A 14,309-nucleotide genomic window follows, 5' to 3' on the forward strand; every position below is an offset into this window, starting at 1 on the left:
TCCGCACCCTTGGCGGGGTCAGAGGCTGCGGGTCATGAAGAGGCTGTTCGGATCCTCCCGATAGCCCTCGAACGGGCCGCAGGGCGCAAAGCCCGCGCGGGCATAGAGCGTCCGCGCCGGAGCGAAGGCCGGCTCCACCCCGGTTTCGAGGCTCATGCGCGCGAAGCCCGCCGCGCGCGCCTCGGCCAGCAGATGCGCGAGCAGGCGCGCGGCCAGCCCCTGGCCCCGCGTCTCGGCCAGGACATGCATGGACTTGATCTCGGCGTGGGTCGCGTCGATCGCCTTGAAGGCGCCCATGCCGACAAGCAGGCCCGCGCGGCGCATGCCGTAGAAGCGGACGCCGGGCACCGCGAGGTCGGCGGGATCAAGCGCATGGACGCTCTCGGGGGGCGAGGTGGCCCACATGAGCGTGAGGTGACGCTCGAAGAGCGGCGCGAAGGCGGGATCGGTCGGATCGTCGCGGCGGATGTCGAGATTGGCGTCGGTTGGCATGGGCGGCCTCGGAGGAGGGGGCAGGGGCCTTCCCGATGGCACGGAATCCGCGGCGGGCCAAGGGAGGGCCGGGGATCTGCCCCCCCGCGGCTGGCGCCCGGCAGAAAAGCACGGCCGGGGACATGTCCTCTTGCGGCCGAGGGGGACGCGAGGCCCGCCCCACGAACGGCCGGGGGCCGCCCGGCGCCTGCGGGAGGGGCGGGCAGGGGGAAACGCGCCCTAGCGTTCCAGCGCCAGGGCCAGGAGGTCGGCCTCGACCATGTCCGGCCGGACGGCAAAACGGGCGAGATCCTCGTTCAGCGCCTCCAGCCCCGACAGGATCCCGGTCTGCCCCGAGGCCGCAAGCTCCTGCTGGAGCAGGCCGAAGGCCGCCTCCACCACCTCACCCTCGATCTCCGACGAGAGGGTCTCGAGCGCGCTGCGGTAGGACAGAAGATAGGTGTGCTGCAGGTCGCGCAGCATCCTCAGCTGCCGGTTCACCCGCTCGGCCCCTGCGATGAGCGCCTCGCGCTGCGCCCCGTCGCTCACCCGGATCTGGTCCACCATGGCGCGGACATTGCCGGTCTGGCGGTCGATCTCGCGCGCGCCGTCGGCCAGGGCCGCGATGAAGACCGCGCCGCTCAGCAGCGTGGATTTCGCCGATTCCCGGAAGGCCGCCGCCGCCGCATCGCGCGCCAGCCGGAATTCGAGCTGGAGGTCGGTCAGGGCCGACTGCCGGCGCGGGTCGGCCTCTTCCTCGATCAGCGCCGAGAGCGTGACCAGCGGGTCCGAGGCCTCCGCCGCCGGCGCCTCGGCCAGGTCGAGCCAGCGGCTGCGGATCGCGCGCAGGCGGGCGTCGGATGCGGTGACATCGCGCGTCAGCACAAGGCGCAGCCCGAAGGTGGCCCCGGCCAGCGCCTTGCCGTCGGCGGCGCGGTAGAGCGGATATTCCCGCCGCTGCGCGGAATAGAGCTCTTCGGGGGCCGAGAGCACCGAACCGCCCCGGGTGACGAGCCCCCCCGCCTGCCCGTGCGGGCGCCCGACCGCATTCAGCCGGAAGGGTTCGAGCATCAGCTCCTCGGCATTGCCGTAGATGTCATGGAGCCCCAGCGGGTTCGGCTTGCGCAGCCCGACGGGCAGCACCTCGCCCCGCGCCGAGCCCTGCGCCATCGCATGATCGGCAATCTGGCCTTCGGAGAAGTAGCGCCGCGAGGCGAACTGCGTGGCGTCGGTCGCGGCCCCGCCGCGGGCGGCATATTCCCACTCGGTCTCGGTCGGCAGGCGCAGGAAGGCCAGCCCCTCCGCCTCGGGGGGCAGCGCCTCCGGGGCCTCGGCCAGCAGCCATTCGCTGTAGCGCTGCGAGAGCGTCACCGCATCGAACCACGACAGCCCGGCCGCCGCGGTCCGGTCCATCCGGCCGGGCGGGGCGCAGTCGAAGGCCAGCGCCCGCTGCTGCGCGCGCGTCACCTCGTAGCGGCCGATGTAGTAGAAGGTGGCCTCGTCCGAGGCGAAGGGCCCGCGCAGATGCTCGGTGCGCAGATAGTCGGAATAGCCGGTCTCGGGCTGCGACTGGCCGAGGCGCAGGCGGCGGTCGTCGAGCGGATCGGCGGCCTCGACCGGCACGACCACCTTCTGGAAGGCCATCGCCCCGCCGCAGGGCATGGGCAGGATCAGGTCGGCCGGACGCTCGGCCGCGCCGGGATCATACTGCTCCACCGGCCAGTCCGTGGCACGGGCGGGGCCGGCCAAGGCCAGCGCCGCCGCGAGCAGGGGGCCCGCAAGGGCGGAGAGCCGCGCCGCCCAACCCGGCCGTCCTCCGGGGTGGCCCCCGGGGCGGTCCGCGGGGCGGAAGGCGCCACCGCGGGGCGCCGGGGCGCCCGGATCGGGGGCGGGGATCCTCATGGCGCCTCGCGCAGCACGACGGCCGGGTCGGTGCGCAGCGCCGCCCGCGCGGCCGCCAGCGCCGAAGCCGTCACGAGGATCACCACCCCGCCCGCGATGGCCAGCCCCTGCCCGGGCGCCAGCCGCACGAGGCCGCCCTCCTCGGTCAGGCCGCTGGCGAAGAGACGCTCGGCCACCGCCCCCGCCACCGCAAAGAGCGCAAAGGAGACCGCGAGGCCCAGAAGGGCCGTCACCAGCGCCTGCACCATCGGAATGAGCCCCAGCGCCGCCGGCGGCAGGCCGATCAGGCCAAGGCCCGCCAGCATGTGCCGCTTGCGCGCCACCTCGGCCCAGAAGCCGAAGACGAGCGCCGCCGCCAGCCCCGTCCCCGCCACCGCCGCCGTCAGGGCAAGCGCGAGGCCGAGGTTCCGCCCGAGGCCCAGCACCCCCGTCACCCGGGCCGTCTGCGCCTCGGTCGCCACGCCGAACCGCGCCTCCATCCGCGCCTGCAGCGGCGCCAGCGCCTCGAGCGAGGCGGCGTAGGCGCGCATCCCCTCGTAATCGGCGACCCGCCCCGCAAGCGGGCGGCCCGTCGCGATCCCGTGTTCGGGCAGGGCATATTCGTCGTAGAAGGCCTCGATCAGGTCGAGCGTCCCGAGATCGGCCAGCACCGCCCGCCCCGCGGCGCGCGCCTCGGGCAGGATCATCCCGACCCGGCGGGCCAGGACCAGCTGGCGCGGCCTCTCGGGCGCCTGGGTCACCAGCTCGACCGCATCCCCCGGCCCGAGGCCGAGCTGCGCGGCCAGCGGCGCCGAGACCGCGATCTCGTCCGCCCCGAGGCCCGGCAGCGGCGCCAGCATCGGATCGCCCGCCCCCGTCGGCACCGCAACCGCCTCGCGCACCGCGGGCTGTCCCGCGGGCCGGACGTTGACATAGTCGAAGAGGCTCCGGGTCTTCAGCGTGACAAAGGCGGTCTCGGGCCAGCCGCGGACCTCCTCGGCATCCGCCGGGGTGAAGGCGGAATTGCCGCGCGTGTCGATCTGCAGCGCCGCCGGATTGCGCAGGAGCTGGCCCAGCAGCGCCTCATAGACGCCGTTGCGCACCCCGAACAGCACGAGGAGCGGCACGAGGACGCCCGCCATCACGGCGATGTTGCAGACCAGCCGCGCCCAGTCCCGCCACAGGTCGCGCAGCGCAAGGCCGAGGATCAGCCTCATGCCGCGGCCTCCGCCCCGGTCCGCAGCGTCGAGACCACATGGCCGTCCCGCGCCTCGGGGACCAGCCGGTGCCGCGTCAGGGCAAAGCGGTCGAGCAGGTCGTGATCGTGCGACGAGACCAGCACCGCCGCCCCCGTCGCCGCCGCGGTCCCGATCAGCAGCGCCATCGCCTCGGCCGCGGCCTCGGGGTCGAGCGCGGCGGTCGGCTCGTCGGCGATGACGATCCTCGGGCCGTGGGCCAGGGCGCGGGCGATCGAGACCCGCTGGCGCTGGCCGATCGACAGGCGGTCGGGCCGCAGCCCCGCCACCGGGCCCAGCCCCAGCCGCGCGATCAGCGCCGCCGCCCGCGCCGCATCCTCGCTCCCGCTGATCCGCTGGCCGAGCGCCACATTCTGCGCCACCGTGAGGAAAGGCATCAGCCCGCCGCTCTGGGGGACAAAGCCGAAGAGGCGGCCGCGCGCCGCCGCCAGCCGGCTCCGGCCGCCCCGCGCCGACCAGAGCGGCACGAGATCGCGGGCCTCGGCGCCCGTGCCGACCAGGAGGCGGCCGCCCGCCTCGGGCCGGCGCAGGAGGCCCAGCAGCTCGAGCAGCATGGTCTTGCCCGTGCCGCTCGCCCCGGTCAGCCCCGCCGCCTCGCCCGGCTCGAGCGCCAGTTCCGGCACCCGCAGCGTGAAGCGCCGCTCGCCGTCGGCCAGGGTCACGCCCAGATCGCGGGTCAGCAGCACCGGCATCGGATCAGGGAAGCACGTCGAAGGGCATGGCAAAGACCGTCTCGCCATCCGGGGCGCCCTCGTGAAGCGCGGTCCAGACCGAGCTGTCATAGAGCCACTTGCGGTATTGCGTGAGCTTCTGGCGCATGCCGTCGATCACCGGGCGGCGCAGCATCGCGCTCTGCGCCCAGGTCTCGCGGTCCATCTGCAGAAGCTGGCTGCGGTAGGGCAGCCGCTCGAGATATTCGAGCGCGCCGCCCAGCGTCCCGGCCGAGGCATCCACCACCATGTCCGGGTTCTGCGCCATCCCCGCCAGCACCTGCTGCACCTGCGAGAAGAAGCTGTCGGCGTCCTCGTCGCCCCGCGTGCTCTCGGCCAGCCGCAGCAGGTTGTCGAGCAGCTCGGCCATCGTGGCCATCTCGTTCTTGGTGATCAGCAGCCGCGGCTCGATGGCGCGGGCCTGGGGCCGTTCGGCGGCCTTCTCGGTCACCCAGCCCTCGATCACGTCGGGCGCCTGCGTGCCCTCGCGCTGGCCCAGCCAGGCCAGCCGCATGGCCCGGCCCAGCTCGACCAGATCCTCGCCCGCCTCGTCCGCGCTCAGCACGGAGGCCTCGCCGCGCGCGGCGCGCACATGGTCGGTCAGCGCGGTCACGAGCGTCGTCACCGTGGCCTCGAACTCGTCCTCCGAGCCGCCCTCGATGGGGAAGTAGAACTGGCGCTGCCCGAAGCGCGAGAGCTTGCGGTACTGTTCGGCGGCATATTCGTGGTTGCCCGCCCCCGAGGCGGTCTTCAGATGCAGCGTCATGATCACGATGCCCCGCCCCTCGGCGTCGCGCTGGATCTCGGCCGGGCCGATCTGCGAGCGCGCGTTGGGATCGCGCGGGTCCTTGGGCCCGGCATCGGTCACGAGGATGATGTAGCGCCCGTCGAACGGATCGCGCCCGTCCTGATCCCAGTCGATGCTGTCCACCGCATCCTCGACCCCCGCCAGGCTGTCCTCGTTGAAGCCCGGAGAGCTGGCCTCGGCCACGTTCGTCGCCTCGGAAATCGACTGGAGCACCGGCGCCTGCGCAAAGCGCCGGGCAAGCGGCGTCAGCAGCTTCGTGCGGTATTCCAGCCCGGGCACCGCGGCGGTGTTGTCGCGGAAGGCCACCACGCCGAAGTTGATGCGCGCGCCGGTCTCGGTCCCGTTCAGGTCGTTCACGACGCGCGACAGCGCGCGCTGCGTCCGCTCGATGAAGGGGCCCATGGATTTCGTCGTGTCGAGCACGAAGACCACGCCGGCGTCGAACTCACCCGCAGGCCCCTCGCGGGTGGCGGCGGGCAGCTCGTCCTCGAGCGGGACCGAGGCCACCTTCATCAGCAGGTTGGGCTCGTAGTTCAGCGGATGCAGCTCCTCGGAAAAGTCGAGGATCGGCATCAGGTAGAGATCGTCGCGGATGTTGACGAAATTCGCCGGTTCGATCGAGACCACCCCGTCGGAGGGCGCCAGCAGGCCGGTGTCGGCCTTCTCGATCAGCTGCGGCTGGAGATCCTGCAGCGCCTCGTGCTCCATCATCCAGCGCAGCTTCTCGGGGCTCTCGAAGATCAGGCTGCGGCGGCGGTCGGCGGGATTGGTGAAGGCGGCGACGATGTTCTGCTTCCACTCGACCACGCGCGCGCTCTCGACCCAGCCCGCGGGGGCCGCGTGCGCCGAGGGGCCGACCTGCAGCCAGCCCTCCTGCCGGGCAAAGACATACAGCGGCTGGAAGGCCGGATAGCGCCGGATCTCGGCCCCGCCGGGCGCATCCTGCAGCGGGGCGCCGGGGCGGGTCAGGACGCGCTGATAGACCGTCTGCATCCCCTCCATCGTGAGGGGGCGCGCGGGCTGCGCCACCGCGCCCGACGGCAGGGCGAGCGCGAGAAGCAGGAGGACAAGGCGGAGGGTCATTGCGGGCAATACTCCGAATGCGCGGCCAGCGAGAGCGTGTCGGCGGCGAGGGCCAGGCGGCGGCAGAGCTGCGCAAGCCGCCCGGCCGCCGCCGTGGCCCCCGCATCCTGCGCCCGCGCGTAATATTCCGCGGCACTGGAGGGCATGTCGCCCAGCGTCAGGCCCACGCCCCGCTCCAGCAGGCCGTCCTCGGCGCCGCTGTCGTAAAGCTCGCCGAAGAGGAGCAGCGCGTCGGGGTCTCCGCGGTCGGCGGCATTCTCCATCAGCGCCAGCGCCGTCTCGGGCCGGACCGCGCCCTGGCAGCCCTCGAAGCGCGCCAGCGCCTCGGAGAAGGGGGCCCCGTCCAGCGCCCTCAGCGCCTCGGCGGTGCAGGGATCGGCGGCGGGATCGGGCGCCCCCACCGGGGCGGGGGCAGGAGCAGGGGCAGGAGCGGGGGCCGCCACGACCGTCGTGGGCTCTCCCTCGCCCGAGGTCAGGAACCAGCCGAGCCCCGCGGCGAGCGCCAGCACCAGCAGGAGCCCCGCCAGGATCGCCCCGCGCCGGGATGGGCCCGGCTGCGGGGCCGGCCCGGCAGGGGGGGCGGGCTCGGCCGGTGCGGGCCCGGCGACCGGCGCGGACACGGCCGCCGCCCCGGGCGCGGGGGCGGCCTCGGGCGCGGGGCGGCGGCCCACGAGATGTGCGGCCTCCGGCGCGGCCTCGGTCCGGGCGACCTGCAGCCCCCCGAGCACCGCCGCCCCCGGCAGCGGCACCACCTCGTCGGGCCAGCTCACCTCGTAGCTCCGCGGCCCGACATGCAGGCGGAGGGCGGCATATTCCTCGATCTGGTTCACGATCTCGGGGCCGACCACGATCCGCGCGCGTCCCTCGCCGCGCTCCACCGGATAGGGGCCGAAGTCGCCGCGCGTGGCATGCCAGCCCTGGCGGCCGAGGAACCGCTCGGAGAAGGCGTCGAAGACGGCGACGAGGACGCTGTCGCCCGCCACCTCGGCCTCGGGCAGGTCGAGCTGGGCATAGCCGCCGCTGGGCCGCCGCGGATCGGGCCGGATCGTCAGGCTCATGGATGACCGCCTTCCCCTGTCATGGCGGCAAGGATACCGCCCAGCCGCATGTTCTGCGCCACATTGACCGCACCCGAGCCGCCGTCCTGCGCATTCTCGACCACCATCGCATCGAGCGCGAAGACCCAGTCGGTCCACAGATCCTCGGCCGCTGCCCGCGGCAGGGGCGGCAGCCCGTCGGCGTCCTCGCCCCTCGGACGGATGGTGAAGACCGCCCGCGCGTGCCCCTCGCCCAGGTCGATCCGCGGCCGCGTCTCCTCGGGCCGGTCCGAAAAACCGAGCGTGGTGACAAAGCCGTTGATCCGCTCGGCGCAGACGATCGAGGCGGGCTCGGCCTGCTTGTCCACCGTATGGCCGAAGTTCATCGCGCGCAGCTGGTCCTTGATCCGCTCGACCACGCCGCAGCGGCGCAGCGCATGGGTGAGTTCGGCGTTCAGGTTGGTCACGCTCGCCTGGGTCAGGCCGAAATGGCCGATCGTGTCGAGATCGTCGCGGAACCGCTTCAGCCCCTCGACCCAGACCTCGACCGAGGATTCCGCCTGGAAGGCCTCGGGGGTCATGGTGCGGATGTTGCCGAGGGGGCTGGCCTGCGCCTCGGGGGCGGGCTCGGGCCGCGGGGCGGCGCCGTTCGGCCGGCCGGGGCGCGGCGGCGGGCGCAGCGGGCCGGCGGCGGCGCGTGGCTGGGCCGCCACGCTTGCGGCCGAGGAGACCGCGCTGCTGATCCGGATCGAGCTTGGCACGCGGCTGATGCGGTCCTGCACCTGGTCCTGATCGACCATCAGCGCGGCCAGAACCGCGCCGAACCGATGGCGCTGCAGCGCGATCTCGAGCCCGTCGATGATCTCGGCCGCCGCGGCGCGCTTCTCCTCGATCCGCTGGCCGATGTCGTCCGAGACATGATGCGGGCGCAGCTGGCCGGCCAGATCCTCGGCGAGCTTCTCGATCTGCGCCCCGATCTGGGCCACCTTGCTCTCGGCGGTGCAGACCCGGGTCAGCTCCTCGATCAGATAGCCCACGCCGCCGTCGTTGAGGGTCAGCGCCGCGTCCCAGGCGCGCTCGGGCTCCTTGAAATGGGCCTGCACCGCGGGCGTGGCGAGGCAGCCCTCCTTCAGCTCGGCCACCCTCTCCGCCTTCTCGGGCCGGATGCGCAGCTCGGCGTTGCGCTCGTCATAGTCGAGCAGCCCCTCGACGAAATAGTTCGGGTTGCGCAGCCAGAAGCAGTTGCGGAACGGCACGCCCGGCGTCCATTCATGCACCCACGAGCTTTTCAGCTTGCCGAAGGCCTCCAGCAGCGAGGCCTTCATCCGCCGCTCGAACCGCTCGGAGGGAGAGCCGCCCGAGGCGCTCTCGCCCAGGTGCTTGTCGAACTTGGTCATCACGAAGAACAGGATGCAGCCGGTCTGCGCGCGCTGACGGGGCGTGGCGCCATGGGTCAGCGCCACCCAGTTCTCGACCAGCGGCGGCAGGTCCAGCGTCTCCATGTTGCTGTCCGGCACGCAGAGCAGCATCGAGGTGATCTCCTGGTTGGCCACATAGCGGTCGAAGAGATAGGCCACCTTGCCCCGCAGCAGCATCTGCGTGACCGTCTCGGCCGGCGTCTGCAGCGTCCGGGACAGGGGCTGCTCGAAGCGGTTCCGCGCGCCGGGAAAGTCGAGCAGGTCGGTCTGGGCAAAGAGCGGCGAGGGCTCCTCGAGCATCGGGAACACCAGCTCGGCCGCCAGCGCGCAGACCACGGCGCGGCTCAGGTGGGCCACCTTGCCGCCGGGGGTGCGCAGCGCGAGCCGGTCCTCCTCCCCGGCAAAGAGGCCGTGCAGCGTCTTGACGTCGATGATCGAGCGGTCGCGCGGCACGAGGGCCGAAAGCGGGGCATGGACGATCTCGGCATGGTCGATCTCGGCCAGGGCGCGGGCGAGCTGCACATAGAGGTCGGTCAGCGGCTGGTAGCCGCCCCAGAGGATCGACAGGAAGGCGCCGCGCTCGGGGATCGGAAGGCGCGGCGCGATCGCGGCGGCCTCCTCGTAAAAGCCCTTGAGCGCCGCGGCATAGGCCGACCTGCCGAAGGTGTTCTCGACATATTCGGCGATCTCGAACATCTCCTCGTAGCTCAGCCCCGGCACCTCGGCCGGGCCCGCCCGGCCTTCGAAGGCCGCCACATGGGCGCCGAGCGCCGCGGGCTCGGGCGGCAGTTCGGACTGGTCGCCGTCCTTGTAGAAGCTGTTGATGATGGTGCGGGCGATGTCGGCCTCGCTCAGCAGCACGAGCTGGATCGGATAGCCCTCGGGGGTGGGCGCCTTCGACATGGTGAAGCGGGTGACGAGGCCGGTGCTCTCGCCGTCGCCGGCCGGGTTGATCTCGCTGATGTAGTCGAGCTGCCCGCCGGGCCCGCCGAAATCGGCCGCGAGCCGCCCGTCGCGGGGCCGGGCCAGCACCGAGACGAGGAAGGACTTGCCGGCCTGCGAGGGACCGAAGACGCTGATGCTCATCCGCGTGCGGGCCGAGCGCGCCAGCCGCTGCGCCCGCCGCGCGCCGCGTCGCAGGGCCTGCACGAGCGGCTTGCGGTCGGGCCCGACCGTCTCGGCATTCGCCTCGTCCGTCACCCAGGCCAGCGCGTCGCGGGCGCCTTGCGCCACCCTGTCGCACCGGGCTCCCAGCTGTTCCTGCGTCGTCATCGTCCTGCGCTCCTCAGTACTGGAAGACCCCGGTGTCGATCCAGTATTCGTCGTCGAACCCCAGCGTGTGCAGCTTGAGGCACAGGTCGGAGGTCTTCATGCCGTCCCCGGCGCCGTCCTCCACCTCGGTGATCCTCAGGAACTCGCGCTGCGCCTCGCGCCGCAGCCGGTCCTCCGAGGTTTCGGCCTCGCCGTCGTCGAACTCGGCCTTCTCGAAGGTCACGAGGATGGGCGAGGGCCGCCGCTGCGCGGCCGCGTTGGCATAGTCGAGCCGGAACAGCGGCGTCGTCGTCCAGCGTTCGAGCGGAAGCTGGCGCGAGCCGATGTGGATCGGGGCGAACATCCGCACCAGCGCGGTCTGCTGCGTGCCGGGCCGGGCCGCGTCGAGATCGAGGTCCGAGAACATGATGCGCTCGTCCCGGATCTGGCCGTTGCTGTCCATCTCGCCGACGAAGCGCGCGGTCGAGCGCATGCGGAAGGCCCCGGTCGAGACCTTGAAGTTCGGGATCCGGCTTTCCGACAGGGCGATGAGCATCCCCCCCACCGCCACCGTGCTCTTGGGGTCGCCGATCCTCTGGGTGATCGGGTCGCGGAACGGATACCAGCGGCCGGTCTTGTAGCGGTGCATCGAGACCAGCCGGTGGGGCGGCACCACCAGCATCTCCTCGACGATGGCGCGCACCGCGGGCAGCCGCGAGGGGCGGCCCGTCAGCAGCACCACATCCACGCCCAGATGGTCGATCACCTCGGCCATGTTGCCCAGCACCTTCTGGAACACCTCGCGGGCAATGGCGTCCACATCCTCGCGCGAGACCGTCAGCACCACGTCGGCCAGGCTCCAGCCCTCGGCGCCCAGATCGCGCGCCGCCCCCTCGAGATAGCCGAGGATCTCCTGCGAGACCGCGCCCGAAGCCCCCGGCGCCCCCGCCGGCCGCAGCGCCGCCCCCACCTCGAGGTCGAAGCGGTCGAATTCGTCGGCGGTCTCGCAATGGGCGAGGATCGCGACCGAAAGCGGCATCAGCACCCGCAGCGCGAACTGGCGGCGCTTCTGCACCACCTGCTGGTCCTGCCCGCCGATGTCGCCGGCAAAGAGCTCGCGCACCTTCTCGCCGACATAGCGCCCGCCCGCCGCCTCGATCGAGGCCTGCAGCCGCGGCAGGATGATGGCCGAGATCACCCGCTGCACCAGATCGTCGCCCGCCACGCGAAAGCCCTCGCGGAAGGTCTGCTCGGGATGCAGCACCCGGTTGGCCTCGCCCCAGTAGGTGCAGATCATCAGGTCGGTGGTGCCGCCGCCGATGTCGATGCAGGCCAGCCGCAGGCTCGGCGCGGGTTCGGCCGCGCCCGCCCGCCGCCGCGGATGGCCCTTGAGCTGCAGGAAGGCGTTGATGTTGCCGTCGAACTTCTGCGTCAACTCGCTGTAGAGATAGACAAGCTGCGTGCAGCTCGCCTCGTCCCATTCCACGATCAGCTCGGGCCTTCGCGAGATGCTCGTCTCGGTGTCGGCCACGCCCAGCGTGCTCCAGACCAGCCGGAGCGCCCCCTCGGCGCGCGAGCGGATGATGGCCTGCTCCTGCACGGAGGTGGCGGTGGGCAGGGTCAGGATGATCCGGTTCAGCCGCCGCGGCAGGTCCGACTGCGCCCGCCGCGACCGCGAGGCCGGGTCGTTCACCTGCACCAGCGCATGGCTGATGATCTCGGCCAGCATGAAGCCGAAGAGCGCCGAGCGCGAGAAGCGCGGCCGGATCGCGCGGGCCGGCGCGGTCCGGCCGCGCGGGCGCAGGCGGCGGCTCTCCTCGTAGCGCACCTGTTCGAGCACGTCGCCCGCCTCGTTCAGCTGGCGCATGGCCGCGCGCACCGACTTGGGCAGGTTGTTGGGATCGTGGTGGTTGTGGAAGCGCCAGTCCTGCTGGCGCGCCTCGTCGTCCCAGATGTAGCGCTTGGGCGAGGAGAGGCCCGAGGAGGTCTCGGTGCCCTCCTCGCCCTGGATCAGCCGCAGCGCCTCGGGGCCCACCCGGACGAAACCCGGCCAGACGAAGGCGTTGCGCCGGCCCGAGCGGCTGGCGAAGTGATCCTCGCCGAACTTCAGCTCGGCAAATTCCACGCGGCTCTCGAACAGGCCGGAATAATGCAGCTCGGGGCGCGAGAGGTCGCGGATCTCGAGCGGGAAGGAGCGCACCAGATCCACCCGCCCCTCGCCGGGAAAGCGCTCGATCAGGATGCCGCAGGTGCGCGAGTTGCCCACGTCGAGCACCAGATCCACATCGACCGGCGTCACCGCGTCGCGCTCGGAGACGGTGTTGACGAAGCGCATCCGCGGCACCCGGACGGCGTGGTCGATGGTCTGCAGATAGGCCAGGTAGCGCGCCCAGTGCTCGAACTGGTGCGGCAGGCTGTCCTCGGTGACGGTGCGGCCCGGCCGCTCGGCGCGCTTGAAGGCGAGGAACAGCTCCTTCAGCCAGTCCGAGGCCCAGAGCTGCAGGTCGATCATCGTGCCGTCGTCGCCCTCCTCGAGCCGGCGCAGGAACCAGTCCATCACCGCCGGATCCGAGACGAAGCGGAAGTCGCGCGGCTTCTCGGCGTCGGCGCGCTCGGGGGCGACATAGTGGCGGCTCTGGTCCTGGGCGACGAGGGTGGTGTCGAGGGCCAGCTGCACCCGGTGGGTGAAGCCGGTCTCGGGATCGGGCTCGGCCAGCTCCACCGTGCGCATCCGCGCCCAGCTCGAGGGGCCCGGATCGAACCGCTCCTCGCCCCCCGGCCCGCGCTCGCTCTTGATGCGCAGCACCGGCACCGGCACCCACTTGGCCAGGAAGGGCTCGAGCGCGGCGGTGGGGCGGATGGAATATTCGTCGTCGTCGGGACGGGCGTCGGATTCGATCGGCGCGTCCTGCTCCTCGCGGCCGCTGAGCGGGATCAGCATCCGCTCGCTCCGGTCGGGCCCGGCGCTGACCGTGCGCTCGATGAAGCGCAGCGGGCGCAGCGTCAGCGCATCCATGCGAAAGCCGAAATCGAGGATCTGGATGCCCGAGAAGGGCACCAGCGTGATCTCGTCGTGCCAATTGACCAGAAGGCGGAGGCGTTCTTTCCTGTCGGCGATCATTGCGTTCCTGCAAAGCTGTAGGTCATCGACCAGGCGTCTCCGGTGCCCTGCACGGCGCCTTCCTCCATCCTGACCTCGTCGCCGTCCCGGATCATCAGCCGGAAGGGCTGGCGCGCGGCCTCGCCGTTGCGGGCATAGAGCCGGACGGTGATCCGGTAGCTGCCGGGGGCGGGCGCGCCGTAGAAGACATTCTCGATCGGGTCGCGCACCGACTGCCGCGCATCCATGTTGCTGTCCACGTCGAGCCTGCCGCCGCAGGCCTCCCGCCCGCCGAACCAGATCTTCGGCCCCGAGGGACACTCCACCGAGAGGTCGAGATCGGCCCGGCTGTCCCAGGCCAGCGAGAAGGAGAGCCGCCCGCGCTGCGCCCCCGCCCGGTCCAGCCGGTTCTGCAGCGCCGGATCGACGGGGGCGGGGGCCGGGGCCGGCGCGGAGGCCGGGGCGAGCGGCTGGCAGGCGTTGTCGGCGATGCCGATCGACTGTTCGATCCGCGCGATCTGATCCTCGAGTTCGGCCTTGCGGGCGGCGGCGGCCGAGGCCTCGGCCGACGGGGCGGGACAGAAGCCGGCCCCCGGAAGGCCGCGCAGCGCGCAGGCGGGCAGCAGGAGCCAGATCATCAGGGCCAGCATGAGCGCCAGCAGCAGCCAGCCCAGCCGGACCAGCCAGAAGAGCGCGGCGGGCGTCCCGTCCGGCCCCGCCGCCGCCGTGGCCGCCGCCGCAGAGACGGCCGCCCCTGCGCCCGCCCCAGCCCCCTCGGCGGTCGCAGGCACCGCCGCCGCCGCCGCGGCCGCGGCCCCGCCGGTCAGCCGGCCCCGGACGCTGCCGCGCTCGTCCCGCGTCCAGGCCCAGTTCACCAGCACGGGCTGCGGCGGCGCCCCCTCGCGGTGCTGCACATGGATGAAGCCCTCGTCGGGCACGCGCATCGCGTTCGAGAGCGCCTCGGACAGGCGCAGATCCTCGGGCCGGCCGCTTGCCCCCAGCCGCTCGGCCAGCGCCTCGACATCGGCCGACAGCGCCGCAAGCCGCGCCCGCGCCGCCGCCTGCGCCGCGTCGTCGAGCTCGAGCAGCCGCGCGGCCCGCCCCGGCACCGGCGCATACCAGTCGTAGCGGTCGCCCTGGTCGGTCGGCACCGGCTCGGCCAGGAGCGCGGCATGGTCGGGCCCCAGCGCCTCCCTCAGCGTGTCCGACACCAGCTCGTAGGAGCGCTGCTCGCGCATCCCCAGCGCGCTGAGACCGGCGGAAGAGGTGGTGACGAGGAAGGCTTCGAACATGG

Annotated in this window: 9 protein-coding genes; all 9 read right to left on the reverse strand. The window is 72.7% G+C overall.

The window, feature by feature from the left end:
* Positions 1-18: 18 nt before the first annotated feature.
* Positions 19-492: a GNAT family N-acetyltransferase gene (locus FG154_RS16335; protein WP_145110216.1), complete on the reverse strand. Its 474-nt coding sequence runs from the start codon at positions 490-492 to the stop codon at positions 19-21.
* Positions 493-711: 219 nt separating this feature from the next.
* Positions 712-2,373, reverse strand: coding sequence for a formylglycine-generating enzyme family protein (locus FG154_RS16340; protein WP_145110219.1), 1,662 nt, complete (start codon positions 2,371-2,373; stop codon positions 712-714).
* Positions 2,370-3,569 carry an ABC transporter permease family protein gene (locus tag FG154_RS16345; RefSeq protein ID WP_145110222.1) on the reverse strand — a complete coding sequence of 400 codons (1,200 nt, stop codon included), beginning with the start codon at positions 3,567-3,569 and terminating at the stop codon, positions 2,370-2,372. Before FG154_RS16345 ends, FG154_RS16340 begins: the two co-directional genes overlap by 4 nt.
* Entirely contained in the window at positions 3,566-4,300 is a 735-nt protein-coding gene (locus tag FG154_RS16350; protein WP_145110225.1) for an ATP-binding cassette domain-containing protein, read from the reverse strand. The genes FG154_RS16345 and FG154_RS16350 overlap by 4 nt, the downstream gene beginning before the upstream one ends.
* A gap of 4 nt (positions 4,301-4,304) precedes the next feature.
* Complete coding sequence (locus FG154_RS16355; protein ID WP_145110228.1) at positions 4,305-6,209, reverse strand: vWA domain-containing protein; 1,905 nt, start codon at positions 6,207-6,209, stop codon at positions 4,305-4,307.
* Positions 6,206-7,267 carry a hypothetical protein gene (locus FG154_RS16360; protein ID WP_145110230.1) on the reverse strand — a complete coding sequence of 354 codons (1,062 nt, stop codon included), beginning with the start codon at positions 7,265-7,267 and terminating at the stop codon, positions 6,206-6,208. Before FG154_RS16360 ends, FG154_RS16355 begins: the two co-directional genes overlap by 4 nt.
* Entirely contained in the window at positions 7,264-9,936 is a 2,673-nt protein-coding gene (locus FG154_RS16365; RefSeq protein WP_145110233.1) for a virulence factor SrfC family protein, read from the reverse strand. The genes FG154_RS16360 and FG154_RS16365 overlap by 4 nt, the downstream gene beginning before the upstream one ends.
* Positions 9,937-9,949: 13 nt before the next feature.
* Positions 9,950-13,036 carry a virulence factor SrfB gene (locus FG154_RS16370; protein WP_145110236.1) on the reverse strand — a complete coding sequence of 1,029 codons (3,087 nt, stop codon included), beginning with the start codon at positions 13,034-13,036 and terminating at the stop codon, positions 9,950-9,952.
* Positions 13,033-14,307 (reverse strand): hypothetical protein, encoded by a 1,275-nt coding sequence (locus FG154_RS16375; protein WP_145110240.1) that lies wholly within the window; start codon positions 14,305-14,307, stop codon positions 13,033-13,035. Before FG154_RS16375 ends, FG154_RS16370 begins: the two co-directional genes overlap by 4 nt.
* Positions 14,308-14,309: the final 2 nt, after the last annotated feature.

Origin of the sequence: Cereibacter sediminicola (genome assembly GCF_007668225.1) — a bacterium.
Classification (GTDB): Bacteria; Pseudomonadota; Alphaproteobacteria; order Rhodobacterales; family Rhodobacteraceae; genus Cereibacter_A; species Cereibacter_A azotoformans.

What these genes read in the sequence shown, in the direction of transcription:
- FG154_RS16365 (WP_145110233.1), bottom strand. Translation starts at nt 9,936, where the DNA reads ATGACGACGCAGGAACAGCTGGGAGCCCGGTGCGACAGGGTGGCGCAA.
- FG154_RS16345 (WP_145110222.1), bottom strand. Translation starts at nt 3,569, where the DNA reads ATGAGGCTGATCCTCGGCCTTGCGCTGCGCGACCTGTGGCGGGACTGG.
- FG154_RS16370 (WP_145110236.1), bottom strand. Translation starts at nt 13,036, where the DNA reads ATGATCGCCGACAGGAAAGAACGCCTCCGCCTTCTGGTCAATTGGCAC.
- FG154_RS16350 (WP_145110225.1), bottom strand. Translation starts at nt 4,300, where the DNA reads ATGCCGGTGCTGCTGACCCGCGATCTGGGCGTGACCCTGGCCGACGGC.
- FG154_RS16375 (WP_145110240.1), bottom strand. Translation starts at nt 14,307, where the DNA reads ATGTTCGAAGCCTTCCTCGTCACCACCTCTTCCGCCGGTCTCAGCGCG.
- FG154_RS16360 (WP_145110230.1), bottom strand. Translation starts at nt 7,267, where the DNA reads ATGAGCCTGACGATCCGGCCCGATCCGCGGCGGCCCAGCGGCGGCTAT.
- FG154_RS16335 (WP_145110216.1), bottom strand. Translation starts at nt 492, where the DNA reads ATGCCAACCGACGCCAATCTCGACATCCGCCGCGACGATCCGACCGAT.
- FG154_RS16340 (WP_145110219.1), bottom strand. Translation starts at nt 2,373, where the DNA reads ATGAGGATCCCCGCCCCCGATCCGGGCGCCCCGGCGCCCCGCGGTGGC.
- FG154_RS16355 (WP_145110228.1), bottom strand. Translation starts at nt 6,209, where the DNA reads ATGACCCTCCGCCTTGTCCTCCTGCTTCTCGCGCTCGCCCTGCCGTCG.